The following is a 19,199-nucleotide window of genomic DNA, read 5'->3' on the forward strand; positions in this document are numbered from 1 at the left end:
GCACGTTTCTTCCGTGACACGTCCGCGCACGCGCCATGCGTCCGCGCACGCGCGCGTGAAGGGCCGTTCCTCCGGCGTACGACACTGGGGACGTGATCCGTTTCGACGCTCTGGACGCCCTGCCCGTACGCGGTGCGCTGCCCGCTCTGCACGATGCCCTGGAGGAGCACGGCACCGCCGTTCTGGTCGCGCCGCCCGGCACCGGCAAGACCACGCTGGTGCCGCTCGCGCTGGCGGGGCTGCTGGGGGAGGGACCCGCCCGGCGCGTGGTCGTGGCCGAGCCGCGGCGGATCGCGGCGCGGGCGGCGGCCCGCCGGATGGCGTGGCTGCTGGGCGAGAAGCCCGGTGAGAGCGTCGGCCACACTGTCCGCGGTGAGCGGGTCGTCGGACGGCACACGCGCGTGGAGGTCGTCACGACCGGTGTGCTCCTGCAGCGCCTGCAGCGGGACCAGGAGCTGGCCGGTGTGGACGTCGTGATCCTGGACGAGTGCCACGAGCGGCATCTGGACGCGGACACGACGGCGGCGTTCCTGTGGGACGTGCGGCAGGCGCTGCGGCCGGAGCTGCGGCTGGTGGCGGCGTCGGCGACGACGGACGCGGAGGGCTGGGCGCGGCTTCTGGGCGGGGCGCCGGTGGTCGAGGCGCAGGGTGTGTCGCACCCGGTGGAGGTGGTCTGGGCGCCCCCGGCGCGGACGGTGCGGCCGCCGCACGGGATGCGGGTGGACCCGGCACTGCTCGCGCACGTCGCGTCGGTGGTGCGCCGGGCGCTGGCCGAGCGCGACGGGGACGTGCTGTGTTTCCTGCCGGGCGTCGGGGAGATCGCCCGGGTCGCGGGGCAGCTCGGGGATCTCGGTGACGTCGAGGTGCTCCAGGTGCACGGGCGGGCGCCGGCCGCCGTCCAGGACGCGGTGCTGGCTCCCGGGCAGCGGCGCCGGGTGGTGCTGGCGACCTCGGTGGCCGAGTCCTCGCTGACGGTGCCGGGCGTGCGGGTGGTGGTGGACGCCGGGCTGGCGCGGGAGCCGCGGGTGGACCACGCCCGTGGGCTGAGCGCGCTGACGACGGTACGGGCCTCGCGGGCGGCGGCGCGGCAGCGGGCCGGGCGTGCGGGGCGCGAGGCGCCGGGGGCGGTGTACCGGTGCTGGGCGGAGGCCGAGGACGCCCGTCTGCCGCGTTTCCCGGCTCCGGAGATCAAGGTGGCCGACCTGACGGCGTTCGCGCTCCAGGCGGCCTGCTGGGGCGATCCCGACGCGTCCGGGCTGGCGTTGCTGGATCCGCCGCCGGGCGGGGCGATGGCGGCGGCGCGGTCGGTGCTGGCGGCCGTGGGGGCGGTGGACCCCGCCGGACGGGCCACGGAACGCGGGGTGCGGCTGGCACGGCTGGGGCTGCACCCCCGGCTGGGGCGGGCGCTGCTCGACGCGGGCGCCCCGGCCGCGGCGGCCGAGGTGGTCGCGCTGCTCGGCGAGGAGCCGCCGCGGGAGTACGGGGACGATCTCGCCGCCGCGCTGCGGACCGCCCGGCGCGGGGGTGACGCGTATGGCACTCGGTGGCGGACCGAGCTCCGGCGGCTGCGGGCCGCGGCGCAGGAGCCGGCGCAGCGGTCGGCGCAGCGGTCGGCGCAGGAGCCGGCGCAGGAGTCCGAGGCGCTCACGGAGGACCGTCTCGTGGGGCTCGTGGCCGCCCTCGCCTTTCCGGAGCGGGTGGCCAGGAAGGACGGCGGTTCGTACCTCATGGCCTCCGGCACCCGGGCGGAGCTGTCCGAGGGGTCGGCGCTGCGCGGTGCGCCATGGATCGCGGTCGCCGTGGCCGACCGGCCCGTCGGCAAGGGGCACGCGCGCGTGCAGCTCGGGGCGGTCGTCGACGAGGCGACGGCCCGGCTCGCAGCGGGGGCGCTGCTGGAGGAGCGGGACGAGGTGCACTGGGCGGACGGCGATGTCGTGGCCCGGCGTGTCGAGCGGCTGGGGGCCGTGGAACTGGCGGTGCGGCCGCTGACCGGTGCCGACCCCGGCCTCGTACGGGGCGCGCTGGTGGAGGGCTTGCGGCAGGAGGGGTTCGGGCTGCTGCGCTGGTCGGCGGATGCGCAGGTGCTGCGCGAGCGGCTCGCCTTCCTGCGCCTGCACCTCGGTGAGCCCTGGCCCGATGTCTCCGACGACGCGCTCCACGCGCGCGTGGACGAGTGGCTGGAGCCCGAGCTGGGCCGGGCCCGGCGGCGGGCCGACCTGGCACGGATCGACGCCGGGCAGGCGCTGGCGCGGCTGCTGCCCTGGGCGTCCGGCGAGGCGTCGAGGCTCGACGAACTGGCCCCGGAGCGGATCACCGTACCCAGCGGGTCCAGGATCCGTATCGACTACGGCGACCCCGAGCGGCCGGTCCTGGCGGTGAAGCTGCAGGAGATGTTCGGGCTGCAGCGGTCGCCCGAGATCGCCGGGGTGCCGCTGCTGGTCCATCTCCTCTCCCCCGCCGGCCGGCCGGCCGCCGTCACCGCCGACCTGGCCTCCTTCTGGAAGGACGGCTACAAGGGCGTACGGGCGGAGCTGCGCGGCCGGTATCCGAAGCACCCGTGGCCCGAGGACCCGGCCACCGCCGAGCCCACGCGGCACACCAAAGCGCGGCTGGGGCGGTGACCCGATCCGGTCCGGGGCCTGACCCGGTCCGGATCGGGACCGGATCGGACCGGGTCCGGACCGGAGTCCGCAGGGGCCCGCGGAGGGCTACGCCTCGGGCTCGGTGGACGGGCTCGGGGAAGCCTCGGGCGAGGAGCCGGTGGACGGGCTCGGCGACGGCTCGGGCTCGGCCACCTTCAGCTGGACGTCGAGCGTGGCGCCGCCCGCGGTGGTGAGCCGCAGCACGAACGTGCCGGCGGTGCCGTCCGCGTACAGCTTGGGCAGCGTCAGCAGGCCGCCGGCGTCCGTCCGCAGGCCGCTCAGGGTGCGTACGGCCTTGCCGTCGGCGTCCTTGAAGTAGGGGCCCTCGTCGTTCTGGGCCGGGTCGGTCGCCGACTTGACCAGCGTGGCGGTGACGGCGACCTTGTCCGCGACGGCGCCCTTATACGTGGCCTTCACCTGGACCTGGTTCGCGAACTCGCCGCCCGGGGTGCAGGTGAGCGCGGCGTCGTCGGTGCGGGCGATGGCGTCGGCGACGCGCTCGGTGACGGTCGCCCGGTAGTCGAGCCCGGGGACCGTGCGGCCGACGACGGTGGCACGGACCGTGAACGCGCCGGTCTTCTCCCCGGCTCGCAGTGCGGGCGCGACGGCCACGCCGGAGCTGTTGGTGGTGACCGCGGCGACGGTCTCCCCGCCGGCGAACGTGGCGTCCGTGTCGCCGAGGATGGTGAACCGGATGCGCACCTTGCCGACGGCCTTGCCGGCCTCGGTCTCGGCGCGGGTGCCGATCCTCTCGGTGAACGTGTCGCCCGCGGTCGCGGTGAGCCCCGCGGTGCCGGCGTTCTCCAGGTGGTGCACCGTGTCGGTGGGCGTGGGGGCGGTCGTCGGGGGTTGCGAGGCGGGCGGGTTGGGTGTCGGGGACCCGGGGCCGCCGGGGGTGGATGGGTCGGTGGGCTTCCCGGGGCCGGGCGTCGACGTGCCCGGCGTCTGCGGCTGGGTCGAGCCCCCGGAGCCGCCGTTCGAGCCGGGGCCGGAGCCTGTGCCCGAGCCCGTGCCCGGTGACGGACTGGGGCCGGTGCCGGTGGAGTCGTCGCTGCGCCCGACGGGCAGCGTGCCGGTGCCGTCGGGGATCTCGTGGGTGCCCCTGCGGTAGTACTCCAGCCAGGACAGGACCGTGTGCAGGTAGTCCTGCGAGTTGTTGTAGCTGAGGATGGCGCGCTTGAGGTCGGCCGGGACGGACAGGTCCCAGCCGTTGCGGCACAGGTAGTGGCCGGCGGCGAGCGCGGCGTCGTAGATGTTGTTGGGGTCTTCCTTGCCGTCGCCGTTGCCGTCGCGGCCCGCCCAGGCCCAGGTGGACGGGATGAACTGCATGGGGCCGACGGCGTTGTCGTAGCTGCTGTTGCCGTCGTAGACGCCGTTGTCGGTGTCCTTGATGAGCGCGAAGCCGTTGCCGTCGAGCTGCGGGCCGATGATCGGGCTGAGCGTCGTGCCGTCGGCGCTGACGCGGCCGCCGCGGGCCTGACCCGACTCCACCTTGCCGATGGCGGCGAGGAGTTGCCAGGGCAGGTTGCAGCCCGGCTTGGCCGTGCGCAGCGCCGCCTCGGCCTTCTTGTAGGCGTCGAGGACGGTCGCGGGGATGCCCGCCTCGGCCGGGCCCTGGGTGACGGGAGTGCCGACGGTCGGCGCGGGGCTCGGGCTGTTGAGCGGCGGCAGGTCCGTGTAGTAGGGCGAGTTGCCGGTGGCGCTGTCGTCGGAGGGCGAGTCGGGCGTCGGCACGGAGTCGGCGGTGGTCCGTCTGCCCTGGTCGTCGGCCGTGACGTCGGGAGCCTGGGACGCGGACAGGGCCGCGACCGCGACCGCTGCCACGGTGGTGGTGACCGCCCCCTTGCGCAGCCTCCTGCCGAAATGCGCCGCCATAGAGTGAACCCCTCCCGTGGACGCCGCGCGTCCGTCTCCGTCTGTTGTGCTCGCCCTGTTGTGACGATCGGCCGGCACCGAGGGTTGCACCGCAACTTTCCGCGCGCCGTGCTCGTCTGTTCGACCGAAACGGTGCCGCAGGCGACCCTACGACAACTTGCTTTGCACGGGCACCCGTTCGTGCCCGATTTTCACCAGTTGGCCATGTGAGGAGCCGCGTTGCCTTTCACCCTCAGTCATGCCGCCGCCGTGCTGCCCGCCGTACGCACGGACGGGACCGGTCGGGGCCGGCTGGTACCGGCCGTGCTGGTCGCGGGCTCCTTCGCACCCGACATGACCTATTACGCGGCGAGTTTCCTGTCCGGGGCGATGGAGTTCGGGGACGTCACGCACTCCTTCGCGGGTGTGTTCACCGTCGATGTGCTCGTCGCCTGGGCGCTGGTGGGGCTGTGGCTGCTGGTGCGCGAGCCGCTGGTGGCCCTGCTGCCGCGGGGCCGGCGCGGGCGGGCCGCCGCACTGCTGCGCTGCGGTGCGCCACGCGCGCGCGTGGTGCCGTCGCTCGTGGCGCGGTGGTACGTGTCGGCGGTTCTGGGCGCGCTGACGCACGTGGTGTGGGACGCGTTCACCCATCTCGACCGGTGGGGGATGCGGGTGTTCCCCGTTCTGGGCCGGGAGATCGCCGGCTCACCGCTGTACTGGTACCTGCAGTACGGCGGTTCCGCGGTGGCCGCCGTGGTGATCGCCGTGTTCCTGGCGCGGGCGCTGCGCCGGGCGCCCCGGGCCGAACCGCCGGGGCTCCCGGTGCTGTCGGTGCGGGACCGGTGGTGGGCCGGGGGCGTGCTCGGCGGTTGCGCGGTCGCCGGGGCGCTGCAGCGGGCGACCCGGTGGTGGGACTACTGGGGGGCCACCGCGAAGCCGTGGGAGTTGATCCCGACGGTGTGTTTCGGGGCCGGCGCGGGGCTGGTCCCCGGGCTGCTGCTGTACGCCGTGGCGGTCAGGGCGCGGCGTCCGGCCGGGGGCCCCGGTGGCCGGGAAGACGTCGGTGCGGAGTCGGGCCGCCGCCCTGTCGTGCGCTGAGGGTGTCGGCGGTCGCGACGAACACGGTGAAGGTGTGTGCGGGGCGGGTCTGCGGCAGCAGGCTGAGGACGAGCGCCAGGTAGCCGCGGGCCAGCTCGGCCCACAGGCGCCAGGCGGGCGTCTCGCGTGGGGCTGCGGGGACCGGACGGCGGTGGGCGAGCCTGCGGCGCAGGCCGGCCGCCGTGCGGCGCAGGGCGGCCGCGAGGGGGGTGGGGATGCGGGCGGTGCTTGCGCCCGGCGCGAAGACCGGGACCGGCAGGAGGGGCACGCAGGCGCGTCCGTCGGTGCTTGCCCGCGCCGGTGCCGTCCGGTGGTGGAGCATGCGTATACCCATGCCCGCATCCTCACGGGAGACGGGAACGGGGGCTTTCTCGCGGGGTCCACCTGAGTGACGGGCCCTCCGGGGGCGGGACCGGAGGCGGTGCGGCGGGGGTGAGTGCGGCTGCCCGGCGAACGCGCGTACGGCTCCCCGGAGAGGGCGCGTGCGACTGCCGGGCGAGGGCACGTGCGGCTGCCCGCCGGGGGTGGGTGCGGCTCCCCGGCGAAGGCACCTGCGGCTCCCCGGCAGGGGGCGTGCGGCTCCCCGGCGAGGGTGGGTGCGGCTGTCCGGAGAGGGCGCATGCGACTGCCGGGCGGGGGCGCGTGCGACTACCGGGCGAGGGCGCGTGCGACTACCGGGCGAGGGCATGTGCAGCTCCCCAGCGAAGGCACGTGCGGCTCCCCGGCGGGGGCGTGCGCCGCCCGCCCTGTCGTCCCGTGAGTGCGTCCCGGTCCTCCCGTGAGTGCGGCCCGCCCACCGGCCGCGGGAGCGGAGGAGGGCGCACCCCCGTCTCCGCTCCCGGCGTCCGTGTCGGCCGTACCGTCGGCGGTCAGTGCGCCGCCGACTCCCAGTCCGGGCCCGCGCCCACCGAGACGCCCAGCGGGACCCGGAGCCGGACCGCGTCCGCCATCTCGCGCCGGACGAGCTCCTCCGCCGCCGCCCGCTCGCCGGGGGCGATCTCCAGGACGATTTCGTCGTGGACCTGGAGGAGCATGCGGGACTTGAGACCGGCCTCGCGCAGCGCCTTGTCCACGTTGAGCATGGCGATCTTGACGATGTCGGCCGCCGTGCCCTGGATCGGAGCGTTCAGGGCCATGCGCTCGGCCGCCTCGCGGCGCTGGCGGTTGTCGCTGTTGAGGTCGGGCAGATAGCGGCGGCGGCCGAAGAGCGTCGCGGTGTAACCCGTCGCCCGTGCCTCGTCGACCACCCGGCGCAGATAGTCCCGTACGCCGCCGAACCGCTCGAAGTAGGCGTCCATCAGGCCGCGGGCCTCGGCCGCCTCGATGTTCAGCTGCTGGGAGAGGCCGAAGGCCGACAGCCCGTAGGCCAGGCCGTAGGACATGGCCTTGATCTTGCGGCGCATCTCCGCGTCGACCGCGGCCGGCTCCACGGAGAACACCTGCGCGGCGGCGGTGGTGTGCAGGTCCTCGCCGGAGGTGAACGCCTCGATCAGGCCCTCGTCCTCGGAGAGGTGGGCCATCACGCGCAGTTCGATCTGGCTGTAGTCGGCCGTCATCAGGGACTCGTACCCCTCGCCGACGACGAAGCCCCGGCGGATCGCGCGGCCCTCGTCGGTGCGCACCGGGATGTTCTGCAGGTTCGGGTCCGTGGAGGACAGGCGGCCGGTGGCGGCGACCGTCTGGTTGAACGTGGTGTGGATTCGGCCGTCGGCGGCGATCGTCTTGATCAGGCCCTCGACGGTGACCCGCAGCTTCGCCTGCTCGCGGTGGCGGAGCATGATCACCGGCAGCTCGTTGTCCGTCTGGGCCGCCAGCCAGGCCAGGGCGTCGGCGTCCGTGGTGTAGCCGGTCTTGGTCTTCTTGGTCTTCGGGAGGTTCAGCTCGCCGAAGAGGACCTCCTGGAGCTGCTTGGGCGAGCCGAGGTTGAACTCGCGTCCGGCCGCCGCGTGCGCCTCCTTCACGGCCTGCTGCACGGCGCCCGCGAACATCTGCTCCATGGCCTGGAGGTGGTCGCGGTCGGCCGCGATGCCGTGCCGCTCCATGCGGGCCAGCAGCGCGGACGTGGGCAGCTCCATGTCGCGCAGCAGGTCCGCCGCGCCGACGTCCTCCAGGCGGCTCTCGAACACCTCGCCCAGGTCGAGGACCGCGCGGGCCTGCACCATCAGCGCCTCGGCCTCGGCTCCGTCGTCCGCGCCGAAGGCCAGCTGGCCGTCGGCCGCGGCGGCGGGGGCCAGCTCGCGGTGCAGGTACTCCAGGGACAGCGCGTCCAGGTCGAACGAACGGCGGCCCGGCTTGACCAGGTAGGCGGCGAGCGCAGTGTCCATGGTGACGCCGGCGACGCTCCAGCCGTGCTCGGCGAAGACCCGCATCGCGCCCTTGGCGTTGTGGAAGGTCTTCGGCCGGTCCCCGTCGGACAGCCATGCCGCGAACGCCGTCTCGTCGGCCTCGTCCAGCTGGGACGGGTCGAACCAGGCGGCCTTCCCGTCGGGCGCGGCGAGCGCGACCTCGGCGACGGATCCGGTGCCCAGCGCCCAGGTGTCGACCGTGGCGACGCCGAGGGGCTGCGCGGCGTGCTCGGCAAGCCAGCCCGCGAGCTCGCCCGTGCCCAGCACCGTGCCGTCCAGCTCGACGCCGTCCACCACCACCGGCGTGGCCTCGGCCTCCTCGGCGCCGGGGTCGACGGCGAAGAGGCGCTCGCGCAGGGAGGGGTTGCGGATCTCCAGGGTGTCCAGGATCACCGCGACGCCCTTGCGGTCGTACGCGGTGCGCTCCAGGTCGGTGACGGTCTTGGGGAGTTCCACCCGCCGCTCCAGCTCGGTGAGCCGGCGGTTGAGCTTGACCGATTCCAGGTGGTCGCGGAGGTTCTGCCCGGCCTTGCCCTTGACCTCGTCGACGCGCTCGACCAGCTCGGCGAACGACCCGAACTGGTTGATCCACTTCGCGGCGGTCTTCTCGCCGACGCCCGGGATGCCCGGCAGGTTGTCCGACGGGTCGCCGCGCAGCGCCGCGAAGTCGGGGTACTGCGCGGGCGTCAGCCCGTACTTCTCGAAGACCTTCTCCGGGGTGAACCGGGTCAGCTCCGAGACGCCCTTCGTCGGGTAGAGCACCGTGGTGTGCTCGCTGACCAGCTGGAAGGAGTCCCGGTCGCCGGTGACGATCAGCACCTCGAAGCCCTCGGCCTCGGCCTGGGTGGCGAGCGTGGCGATCACGTCGTCGGCCTCGAAGCCCTCGACGGCGAAGCGGGTGACGCTCATGGCGTCCAGCAGCTCGCCGATCAGCTCGACCTGGCCCTTGAACTCGTCCGGGGTCTTGGAGCGGTTCGCCTTGTACTCCGTGAACTCCTCGGAGCGCCAGGTCTTGCGGGAGACGTCGAACGCCACCGCGAAGTGTGTGGGCGCCTCGTCACGCAGCGTGTTGGCCAGCATCGACGCGAAGCCGTAGATCGCGTTGGTCGGCTGGCCCGTCGCGGTCGTGAAGTTCTCCGCGGGCAGCGCGAAGAACGCGCGGTACGCCAGCGAGTGCCCGTCCATGAGCATCAGGCGCGGGCGGCCGCCGCCGGGGGTGCTGTCGGTCTTCTTCGATGCTGTCTCTGCCACGCCCTCGATCCTGCCACGCCCCACTGACACTCGGCCCCGCCCTCGCGCTGCCGCGCCGCCCTGGCCCGGTACCGCGGCGCGGCACGGGCGGCCCGCGGCAGCACCCGGCGGCCCGGGACGGCACGTACCCCGGCCGCCGGCCGGCCGCTCTCCCGCCGCCTTCGGCGCAGGCGTTGCTCCCGCCGCCGGTCCTCTCCCGGCCGCCCCCGGTGTCGGCGGGGCGTGCGAGGATCGGAGACGTACCTCACACGCGTACGCGAAGGAGCGCACGATGGCCACCAAGCCGCCCAAGAGTGATCCGGTTCAGGATGCGCCCCAGGTCGCCGAGCCGAAGCACGCCGCGGCGGGCCTGCCGGCCATCGGCCACACCCTGCGCGCCGCGCAGCGGCAGATGGGTGTGAAGCGGACCGCGCTGACCCTGCTGAGCGTCAACCAGAAGGACGGCTTCGACTGCCCGGGCTGTGCCTGGCCGGAGCCGGAGCACCGGCACAGGGCGGAGTTCTGCGAGAACGGGGCGAAGGCCGTGGCCGAGGAGGCCACCCTGCGCCGGGTCACCCCGGAGTTCTTCGCCGCGCACCCCGTGGCCGACCTCGCGACCCGCAGCGGCTACTGGCTGGGCCAGCAGGGACGCCTCACGCACCCGGTGTACCTGCCGGAGGGCGGCCAGCACTACGAGCCGGTCACCTGGGAGCGCGCCTTCGACATCGTCGCCGAGGAGATCGCCGCGCTCGGCTCCCCGGACGAGGCGGTCTTCTACACCTCGGGGCGCACCAGCAACGAGGCCGCGTTCCTCTACCAGCTCTTCGCCCGCGAGCTGGGCACCAACAACCTCCCGGACTGCTCGAACATGTGCCACGAGTCGTCCGGCTCGGCCCTGTCCGAGACCATCGGCATCGGCAAGGGCAGCGTCCTGCTGGAGGACCTGTACAAGGCCGACCTGATCATCGTGGCCGGCCAGAACCCGGGCACCAACCACCCGCGCATGCTCTCCGCCCTGGAGGAGGCCAAGGCGAACGGCGCGCGGATCATCAGCGTCAACCCGCTGCCCGAGGCCGGCCTGGAGCGCTTCAAGAACCCGCAGACCCCCAAGGGGCTCACCACCGGGGCCGCGCTGACCGACCTGTTCCTGCAGATCCGCCTGGGCGGCGACCAGGCCCTGTTCCGGCTCCTCAACAAGCTGATCATCGAGACCGAGGGCGCGGTCGACGAGACGTTCGTCCGCGAACACACCCACGGCTACGAGGAGTTCGCCGCGGCCGCCCGCGCCGCCGACTGGGACGAGACCCTGAGGGCGACCGGTCTCACGCGCGCGGAGATCGAGCAGGCGCTGCGCATGGTCCTCGCCTCCAGGCGCACCATCGTGTGCTGGGCGATGGGCCTGACCCAGCACAAGCACTCCGTGCCGACCATCCGGGAGGTCGTGAACTTCCTGCTCCTGCGCGGCAACATCGGCCGTCCGGGCGCGGGCGTCTGCCCGGTGCGCGGCCACTCCAACGTGCAGGGCGACCGCACGATGGGCATCTTCGAGCGCCCCGCCCCGGCCTTCCTGGACGCCCTGGAGAAGGAGTTCGGCTTCGCCCCGCCGCGCGAGCACGGCTACGACGTCGTACGGGCCATCCGCGCGCTGCGTGACGGCGAGGCGAAGGTCTTCTTCGCCATGGGCGGCAACTTCGTGGCCGCGTCCCCCGACACGGAGGTCACCGAGGCGGCCATGCGCCGGGCCCGCCTCACCGTGCACGTGTCGACGAAGCTCAACCGCTCGCACGCCGTCACGGGCGCGCGGGCGCTCATCCTGCCGACGCTCGGACGGACGGAGCGCGACCTCCAGGGCGGCGGCGAGCAGTTCGTCACCGTCGAGGACTCCATGGGCATGGTGCACGCCTCGCGCGGCCGGCTGGATCCCGCGAGCCGGCACCTGCTGTCGGAACCGGCCATCGTGTGCCGGCTGGCACGCCGGGTGCTCGGCGCGGACAGCAAGGTGCCGTGGGAGGAGTTCGAGAAGGACTACGCGACGATCCGCGACCGCATCGCGCGCGTGATCCCCGGCTTCGAGGACTTCAACGCGCGCGTGGCCCGCCCCGGCGGCTTCGCGCTCCCGCACGCCCCGCGCGACGAGCGCCGCTTCCCGACGGCCACCGGCAAGGCCAACTTCACCGCCGCGCCCGTGGAGTACCCCGAGCTGCCCGAGGGACGGCTGCTGCTGCAGACCCTGCGCTCGCACGACCAGTACAACACCACGGTCTACGGCCTGGACGACCGCTACCGCGGTATCAGGAACGGCCGCCGGGTCGTCCTGGTCAACCCCGAGGACGCCCGGGAACTGAAGGTCGCGGACGGCTCCTACGTCGACCTGGTCAGCGAGTGGACGGACGGTGTGGAGCGGCGGGCTCCCGGCTTCCGCGTCGTGCACTACCCGACGGCCCGGGGGTGCGCGGCCGCGTACTACCCGGAGACCAACGTCCTGGTGCCGCTGGACGCCACCGCGGACACCAGCAACACACCGGCCAGCAAGTCCGTCGTGGTCCGTCTGGAACAATCGGCGACCGACTGAGCGTTTGCTCAGTCGTGCCGGCCGGCCGTTCGGAGCCGGCCGGCACAGCGGACACACGGACCAGACAGACGGATCAGGACGAACGGAGCCGGCCCATGGGCGAGCAGCAGCAGGTGCAGTTCCCGCAGGAGGTCATCGACGAGTACGCCGCGCTCGGCGTCGACCTGCCCGCGCTGTTCTCCGCGGGACACCTCGGCACGCGGATGGGCGTGCAGATAGTCGAGGCGTCGGCCGAGCGCGTCGTCGGCACGATGCCCGTGGAGGGCAACACCCAGCCGTACGGGCTGCTGCACGGCGGGGCCTCGGCGGTGCTGGCCGAGACGCTGGGGTCGGTCGGGTCGATGCTGCACGGCGGCAGTTCCAAGATCGCGGTCGGCGTCGACCTCAACTGCACCCACCACCGCGGTGTGCGCTCCGGGCTGGTCACCGGGGTGGCCACGCCGGTGCACCGGGGCCGGTCCACGGCGACGTACGAGATCGTCATCACCGACGAGGCGGACAAGCGGGTGTGCACCGCGCGGCTGACCTGCCTGCTGCGGGACGTGAACCCGAAGGACGCGGAGCGCGTGGGCGGCGCGGGCTGAGCCCGCCCGGCGGTGTGGTGCGGGACGCGCGGCGGCCCCGCCCCGCACCGCCATGGCCCCTCACCGACGGGCGAGCCGGATCACCGCCGCCGCCGTCGCCATTGCCGTCACCCACGCCGCCTCCGCCACGGGCCACTGCCGGCGAGGAGTCGGGTACGCGACCCGTCCGGCAGCGGGCCGCAGAGGCGCCCGACGGTCGTACCCGCGGCGGCCACCTACCCTTGGGGCCTCTCCAGCGGTCGGCATGGCATCCCGCGCGGGGCTGCGGACGCCGCAACACGGCCCGTCAGAAAACAGCAACGCACCGGTGCGGCCCGTCAAGTGACGGGCCATGAGGTGTGCGGGGGCCACCTCGGCCCGGTATCGCCGCGATGACCCGTCCGCCTTGCCGCGGCGATGAGCGCAGCCCGCCCCGGCCTTCCCCACCGCTCCACCCCGCCCACCCCATCCATCCGGGCGATCTTGATCCACTTCTTCGAAACCGCAGGCCGCAGCGCTGAATCAACAATCCGGAACGCCGGATTCAAGATCGAAGTCTCGCCGGAATCCCGTATTCCGGTGGCCATTACACGAATATACCGGCCTCGCGCACCTCTATCCGCCGCCTCCATGCCACACCCCCCTTTCCGGACAAAGGAGGGCCCCGCCACAAGATCCATCACAAGTTCACCGCCACCCGAGCGGGGCGGAATACGGGAAACGGCGAGATGCGCCGAACCTCTTTCCCAGACGTAACTCTACGTAATCCGCACGCAATGCCGACGCACGGCTTCGCCCCCGCGGCACGGCAGACACAGGCCCACCACCAGGCCCCGCCGGTCACCCCGCCAGCAAAATCAGGTCATCACCAAAAGCGCCGATACACCTGAACACACTCTCGCCGAGTCCTGCGGTTTCTCATCATCCGGACAGGGCAAACCGGCGAGAATTCCGCCCTTCCCCCCACTCAGTACCGCTCTGCAATACGTCGTGTCATAACAAGAGCGTCACAGCCTTGGCCAGACCCTCCTCCGCGTTCCCCACACGCGCTTAGAGTCACGGCCAGTCACCGCGCCGCCCGATTCTCATTTCGGCCCAGCGCTCGACTCGGCCGTTTCCACCGGGAAGCGACCGTTAGGGGAAAGGACTGGATCGTGCGTCAACGTTCGCTCATCGCCCTCACCGCGGCTCTCGCGGCGGGATCGCTCACCCTGACCGCATGCGGGTCGCGCGACGACAGCAGCAACGGCAGTGGCGGCGGTGACAAGACCACTGTTGTGATCGGCATCGACGCTCCGCTGACCGGCGACCTCTCGGCCCTCGGCCTCGGCATGCGCAACTCCGCCGACCTCGCGGTGAAGACCGCCAACAAGAAGGAGTACGTCAAGGGCATCGAGTTCAAGCTCGAGCCCCTCGACGACCAGGCCCAGCCCTCCGTCGGCCAGCAGAACGCCCAGAAGTACATCAGCAACAAGGACGTCCTCGGCGTCGTCGGCCCGCTGAACTCCAGCGTCTCCCAGCAGATGCAGAAGCCGTTCAACGACGCCGGCCTGGTCCAGGTGTCCCCGGCCAACACCGGTACCGAACTGACCCAGGGCGACGGCTGGAAGACCGGCAACTCGGTCCGCCAGTTCAAGACCTTCTTCCGCACCGCCACCACCGACGAGGTCCAGGGCGCCTTCGCCGCCGACTACCTCTACAACAAGGCCGGCAAGAAGAAGGTCTACCTGATCGACGACCAGAAGACCTACGGCGCCGGCCTCGCCGCCTCCTTCAAGACGAACTTCACCAGGCTCGGCGGCAAGATCGTCGGCAACGACCACATCAACCCCGAGGACCGCGACTTCAACGCCGTCGTCGCCAAGATCAAGAAGACCGGCGCCGAAGCCCTCTACTACGGCGGCGAGTACCCCGCCGCCGCCCCCCTGAGCCAGCAGCTCAAGGACAGCGGCCAGAACATCCCGCTCATGGGCGGCGACGGCATCTACTCCGCCGAGTTCCCGAAGCTGAACAAGAAGGCCGAGAACGACCTCGCCACCTCCGTCGGCAAGCCCGTCGAGCAGCTCCCCTCCGCCAAGGAGTTCATCGCGAACTACAAGGCCGAGAACTACGAGGACGCGTACGAGGCCTACGGCGGCCTCACCTACGACGCCACCTGGTCCATCATCGAGGCCATCAAGCTGGCGGTCGACGGCAACGACGGCAAGCTCCCCTCGGACGCCCGCAAGGCCGTCCTGGACGCCATGAGCAAGGTCAAGTTCCAGGGCGTCACCGGCACCATCTCCTTCGACGAGTTCGGTGACACCACGAACACCCTGATGACCGCCTACAAGGTCAAGAACAACGCCTGGGCGCCGGAGTACAGCGCCTCCCCCAAGTTGGACTGAGCAAGGGGACGGACACAACACCCCTCACACATTGATCCAGGCCGCGCGGGAGCGCCCACCAGCGCTCCCGCGCGGCGCCGTATCCGAACCACTCCACGGAGGCCCTGCGGTGAACGAACTGCCGCAACAGCTGGCCAATGGACTCATCCTCGGCGCGATGTACGGACTCATCGCGATCGGCTACACGATGGTCTACGGCATCGTCCAGCTCATCAACTTCGCCCACGGCGAGATCTTCATGGTCGGGGGCTTCGGGGCCCTCACCGTCTTCCTCATACTCCCCGACGGTTTCGCCCTCGGCGCCGCCGTCCCCCTCATGATCCTCGGCGGCGTCGTCGTCTCGGTCGCCTTCGCCACCGCGGCGGAACGCTTCGCCTACCGGCCCCTGCGCGGCGCACCACGGCTGGCACCGCTGATCACCGCCATCGGCCTGTCCATCGTCCTCCAGCAGATCGTGTGGATGTGGTACCCCGAGGCGAAGAAGGACCGCTCCTTCCCGCAGTTCCACGGCGAGCCCATCGACCTCTTCGGCACCACGATCCAGCGCGGTGACCTGTTCGTCCTCATCGCCGCCCCGCTCTGCATGGTCGCCCTCGGCCTCTTCGTGTCCAAGACCCGCTCCGGCCGCGGCATGCAGGCCACCGCGCAGGACCCCGACACGGCCAAGCTCATGGGCGTCAACACCGACCGCATCATCGTCATGGCCTTCGCCATCGGTGCCGCCTTCGCCGCGATCGCCGCCGTCGCCTACGGCCTGAAGAACGGCCAGGTCGGCTTCCGCATGGGCTTCCTGATGGGCCTCAAGGCCTTCACCGCCGCCGTGCTCGGCGGCATCGGCAACATCTACGGCGCCATGCTCGGCGGCATCGTCCTCGGCGTCGCCGAGGCCCTCGCCACCGGCTACATCGGCAACATCCCCGGCATGGACCTCTTCGGCGGCGGCGCCTGGAAGGACGTATGGGCGTTCAGCCTGCTCATCCTCGTCCTGCTCTTCAGGCCACAGGGCCTGCTCGGCGAACGCGTCGCGGATCGGGCGTGATACCCATGACCACCAAGACTCCCACCGACAAGACCACGGACACCACCGAGGCGACCGCCACCACCACCCCGGTCGTCCCCCTGCCCCCCGCCGTGGCCCGCGCGACCACCGTCGCCGGCTCGGCCGTCGCCCTCATCGGCACCTTCCTCGCCTGGACCTGGACCGACGAGTTCCCCGGCAACCTCACCGTCACCGGCTACCCCGGCGGCCTGCAGGTCCTCACCCTCGTCGGAGCCGCCGTCACCCTGCTGTTCGCCCTCTCCGGCTACGGCATCAAGGGACTTCGCTGGCTCACCCCCGGCGGCACCAACAGCCCCGTCCTGCTGAGCGCCCTCGGCGTCCTCGGCACCACCGGCTACACCCTGGGCGCCATCAGCCAGGAACTCGGCGGCCTCGTCAACCTCGAACCCGGGGCGTGGGTCTCCGGCATCGGAGCCCTCGTCGCCGTCCTCGGCGCCCTCGGCCTCCCCGCCGACCAGCCCTACGGCGCGGACGAACCCACCCCGGGTCTCTGGGGCCGGATCCGCCACTCCCTCACCGCCCCCGAACCCGGCCGCGCCAGGGAACTCCCCTCCTGGGCCGAGATCCTGATCATCGCCGCCGGCTTCGGCGTCGGCCTGTACGTCTTCGCGTACGGCATCGGCACCGAGTACTCCGAACTCTTCATCGGCTTCCTCGTCACCGCCGCGTTCGGATTCACCGCCGTCACCCGCGCAGGGCTGCTCAAGCGGCTCTCCGCCCTCACCGCCAAGCACCGCAACGTCACCCTCACGGCCGCCTTCGTAGCGGCGATCTGCTTCCCCTTCACCCAGAGCAACGACCAGTTCGCCCTCATCGGCGCGAACATCCTGATCTTCGCCACCGTCGCCCTGGGCCTGAACGTCGTGGTCGGCCTCGCCGGCCTCCTCGACCTCGGCTACGTCGCCTTCCTCGGCGTCGGCGCCTACGCCGCCGCCCTGGTCTCCGGCTCACCGCAGTCGAGCATCGGCGTCCACTTCCCGTTCTGGGCGGCCGTCCTCACCGGCGCCGTCGCCTCGCTGGTCTTCGGCGTCGTGATCGGCGCGCCGACCCTGCGCCTGCGCGGCGACTACCTCGCCATCGTGACGCTCGGCTTCGGTGAGATCTTCCGCATCACCATGAACAACCTGAACGGCAACAGCGGACCCGACGTCACCAACGGCTCCAACGGCATCCCGAACATCCCCGACCTGGAGGTCTTCGGCTTCAACCTCGGAGTGCCGCACGACGTCCTCGGCCACGAGCTCACCCGCTCCGGCAACTACTACCTCCTGATGCTGCTGTTCACGGCCATCGTCGTACTGGTCTTCCGCCGCTCCGCGGAGTCCCGTATCGGCCGCGCCTGGGTCGCCATCCGCGAGGACGAGACCGCCGCCACCGCCATGGGCATCAACGGCTTCCGCCTCAAGCTCCTCGCCTTCGCCCTCGGTGCCTGCCTCGCCGGTCTCGCCGGCACCGTGCAGGCCCACGTGTCCTACAGCGTCACCCCCGAGCAGTACCAGTTCGCCGGCTCCGTGCCGCCCAACTCGGCCTTCCTGCTCGCCGCCGTCATCCTCGGCGGCATGGGCACCATCAGCGGCCCCCTCATCGGCGCCGCACTGCTCTACCTCATCCCGGCGAAGCTCCAGTTCATGGCGGAATACCAGCTGCTCCTCTTCGGCGCCGCGCTCATGCTCCTCATGCGCTTCCGCCCCGAAGGACTGGTCGCCGACCGCAGGAAGCAGCTCGAGTTCCACGAAACCGGACAGCTCGACGTACCGGACGACAAGCCGCTCCCCGACGGCGCGACCGGCGTCGCCAAGGCAGGGGCGTGACCATCATGACCACCACCGCACCCACCACCACGACCGTCCTCGACGCCAGCAACGTCACCATGCGCTTCGGCGGCCTCACCGCCGTGCGCTCCGTCGACCTCACCGTCAACAGCGGCGAGATCGTCGGCCTCATCGGTCCCAACGGCGCCGGGAAGACCACCTTCTTCAACTGCCTCACCGGCCTGTACGTCCCCACCGAGGGCAAGGTGGAGTACAAGGGCACCGTCCTGCCACCCAAGCCGCACCTGGTCACCCAGGCCGGCATCGCGCGCACGTTCCAGAACATCCGGCTCTTCGCCAACATGACCGTCCTGGAGAACGTCCTCGTCGGACGGCACACCCGCACCAAGGAGGGCCTCTGGTCAGCCCTGCTGCGCCTGCCCGGCTTCAAGAAGGCCGAAGAGGCCTCCCGTGAACGCGCCATGGAACTCCTGGAGTTCACCGGACTCGCCGCCAAGGCCGACCACCTCGCCCGCAACCTGCCGTACGGCGAACAGCGCAAGCTGGAGATCGCCCGCGCCCTCGCCAGCGAGCCCGGCCTGCTCCTCCTCGACGAGCCCACCGCAGGCATGAACCCGCAGGAGACCCGCGCCGCCGAAGAACTGATCTTCGCCATCCGCGACAAGGGCATCGCCGTCCTCGTCATCGAGCACGACATCCGATTCATCATGAACCTCTGCGACCGCGTCGCCGTACTCGTCCAGGGCGAGAAGATCGTCGAAGGGCCCGCCGACGTCGTCCAGGCCGACGAACGCGTCATCGCCGCCTACCTCGGCACTCCCTTCGAAGGCGCACCCGGCCAGGACGAGGCCGCCGAGGTCGAGGCCGCGGAGGCCGGGGCCGCCGAGGCGCACAGCACCACAGAAGGGGACGACAAGTGACCGCACTGCTGGAGGTCGAGGACCTCAGGGTCGCCTACGGCAAGATCGAAGCCGTCAAGGGCATCTCCTTCACGGTCGACGCGGGCCAGGTCGTCACCCTCATCGGCACCAACGGAGCCGGCAAGACCACCACCCTCAGGACACTGTCCGGACTGCTCCAGCCGGTCTCCGGCCACATCCGGTTCGACGGACAGTCACTGAAGAAGGTCCCCGCTCACAAGATCGTCTCGCTGGGGCTCGCCCACTCCCCCGAGGGGCGGCACATCTTCCCCCGCATGACCATCGAGGACAACCTCCGTCTCGGCGCCTACCTCCGCAACGACAAGGAAGGCATCGAGAAGGACATCCAGCGCGCCTACGACCTCTTCCCCATCCTCGGGGAACGCCACAAGCAGGCCGCAGGCACCCTCTCCGGCGGCGAACAGCAGATGCTCGCCATGGGGCGGGCACTGATGTCCCGGCCCAAACTGCTCATGCTCGACGAGCCCTCCATGGGACTCTCACCGATCATGATGCAGAAGATCATGTCGACCATCGCCGAACTGAAATCCCAGGGCACCACCATCCTGCTCATCGAGCAGAACGCCCAAGCCGCGCTCTCCCTCGCCGACCACGGCTACGTCATGGAGGTCGGCAACATCGTCCTGTCCGGCACCGGCCAGGACCTGCTGCACGACGAGTCGGTCCGCAAGGCCTACCTCGGCGAGGACTGACACCCGCGCCGGACCCGGCACAAGAAGGCCGCCGCCTCCCCCG

12 protein-coding genes are annotated in these 19,199 nt (G+C 71.9%); 9 read left to right on the forward strand and 3 right to left on the reverse strand.

Annotation, left to right across the window (positions count from 1 at the left end; all coding sequences use genetic code 11):
- Nucleotides 1–92: 92 nt before the first annotated feature.
- Nucleotides 93–2,621, forward strand: a complete 2,529-nt coding sequence (gene hrpB / locus H0H10_RS11650) for an ATP-dependent helicase HrpB (protein ID WP_188180824.1) — start codon at nucleotides 93–95, stop codon at nucleotides 2,619–2,621.
- 87 nt (nucleotides 2,622–2,708) lie between these two features.
- Here the strand turns inward: hrpB and H0H10_RS11655 are convergent, their stop codons facing one another.
- Entirely contained in the window at nucleotides 2,709–4,517 is a 1,809-nt protein-coding gene (locus H0H10_RS11655) for a lytic transglycosylase domain-containing protein (RefSeq protein ID WP_188180825.1), read from the reverse strand.
- Between the two features lie 219 nt (nucleotides 4,518–4,736).
- Between H0H10_RS11655 and H0H10_RS11660 the strand changes: the two genes are divergently transcribed.
- Nucleotides 4,737–5,594: a DUF4184 family protein gene (locus H0H10_RS11660; RefSeq protein ID WP_188180826.1), complete on the forward strand. Its 858-nt coding sequence runs from the start codon at nucleotides 4,737–4,739 to the stop codon at nucleotides 5,592–5,594.
- On the opposite strand, the gene H0H10_RS11665 is transcribed toward H0H10_RS11660, so the two are convergent.
- Both H0H10_RS11665 and polA read right to left on the reverse strand, forming a co-directional pair.
- On the reverse strand, nucleotides 5,512–5,928 hold the full coding sequence (locus H0H10_RS11665) for a hypothetical protein (RefSeq protein WP_188180827.1): 417 nt from the start codon (nucleotides 5,926–5,928) through the stop codon (nucleotides 5,512–5,514). The two genes, H0H10_RS11660 and H0H10_RS11665, sit on opposite strands and share 83 nt — an antisense overlap.
- 535 nt (nucleotides 5,929–6,463) lie before the next feature.
- Nucleotides 6,464–9,190, reverse strand: coding sequence for a DNA polymerase I (polA, locus tag H0H10_RS11670; protein ID WP_188180828.1), 2,727 nt, complete (start codon nucleotides 9,188–9,190; stop codon nucleotides 6,464–6,466).
- A 271-nt stretch (nucleotides 9,191–9,461) separates the two neighbouring features.
- On the opposite strand from polA, the gene H0H10_RS11675 reads away from it, so the two are divergent.
- The 7 genes from H0H10_RS11675 to H0H10_RS11705 all read left to right on the forward strand — a co-directional run bounded on the left by H0H10_RS11675 (nucleotide 9,462) and on the right by H0H10_RS11705 (nucleotide 19,156).
- Nucleotides 9,462–11,741: an FdhF/YdeP family oxidoreductase gene (locus H0H10_RS11675; protein ID WP_188180829.1), complete on the forward strand. Its 2,280-nt coding sequence runs from the start codon at nucleotides 9,462–9,464 to the stop codon at nucleotides 11,739–11,741.
- Between the two features lie 95 nt (nucleotides 11,742–11,836).
- Nucleotides 11,837–12,325, forward strand: a complete 489-nt coding sequence (locus tag H0H10_RS11680; RefSeq protein ID WP_188180830.1) for a PaaI family thioesterase — start codon at nucleotides 11,837–11,839, stop codon at nucleotides 12,323–12,325.
- Nucleotides 12,326–13,458: 1,133 nt separating this feature from the next.
- Entirely contained in the window at nucleotides 13,459–14,691 is a 1,233-nt protein-coding gene (locus H0H10_RS11685; protein WP_188180831.1) for a branched-chain amino acid ABC transporter substrate-binding protein, read from the forward strand.
- A 109-nt stretch (nucleotides 14,692–14,800) separates the two neighbouring features.
- Nucleotides 14,801–15,730 carry a branched-chain amino acid ABC transporter permease gene (locus H0H10_RS11690; protein WP_188180832.1) on the forward strand — a complete coding sequence of 310 codons (930 nt, stop codon included), beginning with the start codon at nucleotides 14,801–14,803 and terminating at the stop codon, nucleotides 15,728–15,730.
- Between the two features lie 5 nt (nucleotides 15,731–15,735).
- Nucleotides 15,736–17,562, forward strand: a complete 1,827-nt coding sequence (locus tag H0H10_RS11695; RefSeq protein WP_188180833.1) for a branched-chain amino acid ABC transporter permease — start codon at nucleotides 15,736–15,738, stop codon at nucleotides 17,560–17,562.
- A gap of 5 nt (nucleotides 17,563–17,567) precedes the next feature.
- On the forward strand, nucleotides 17,568–18,443 hold the full coding sequence (locus tag H0H10_RS11700) for an ABC transporter ATP-binding protein (protein WP_188180834.1): 876 nt from the start codon (nucleotides 17,568–17,570) through the stop codon (nucleotides 18,441–18,443).
- Entirely contained in the window at nucleotides 18,440–19,156 is a 717-nt protein-coding gene (locus H0H10_RS11705) for an ABC transporter ATP-binding protein (protein WP_188180835.1), read from the forward strand. Before H0H10_RS11700 ends, H0H10_RS11705 begins: the two co-directional genes overlap by 4 nt.
- Nucleotides 19,157–19,199 lie beyond the last annotated feature (43 nt).

The sequence above is a fragment of the Streptomyces griseicoloratus genome, from assembly GCF_014534645.1.
Classification (GTDB): domain Bacteria; phylum Actinomycetota; class Actinomycetes; order Streptomycetales; family Streptomycetaceae; genus Streptomyces; species Streptomyces griseicoloratus.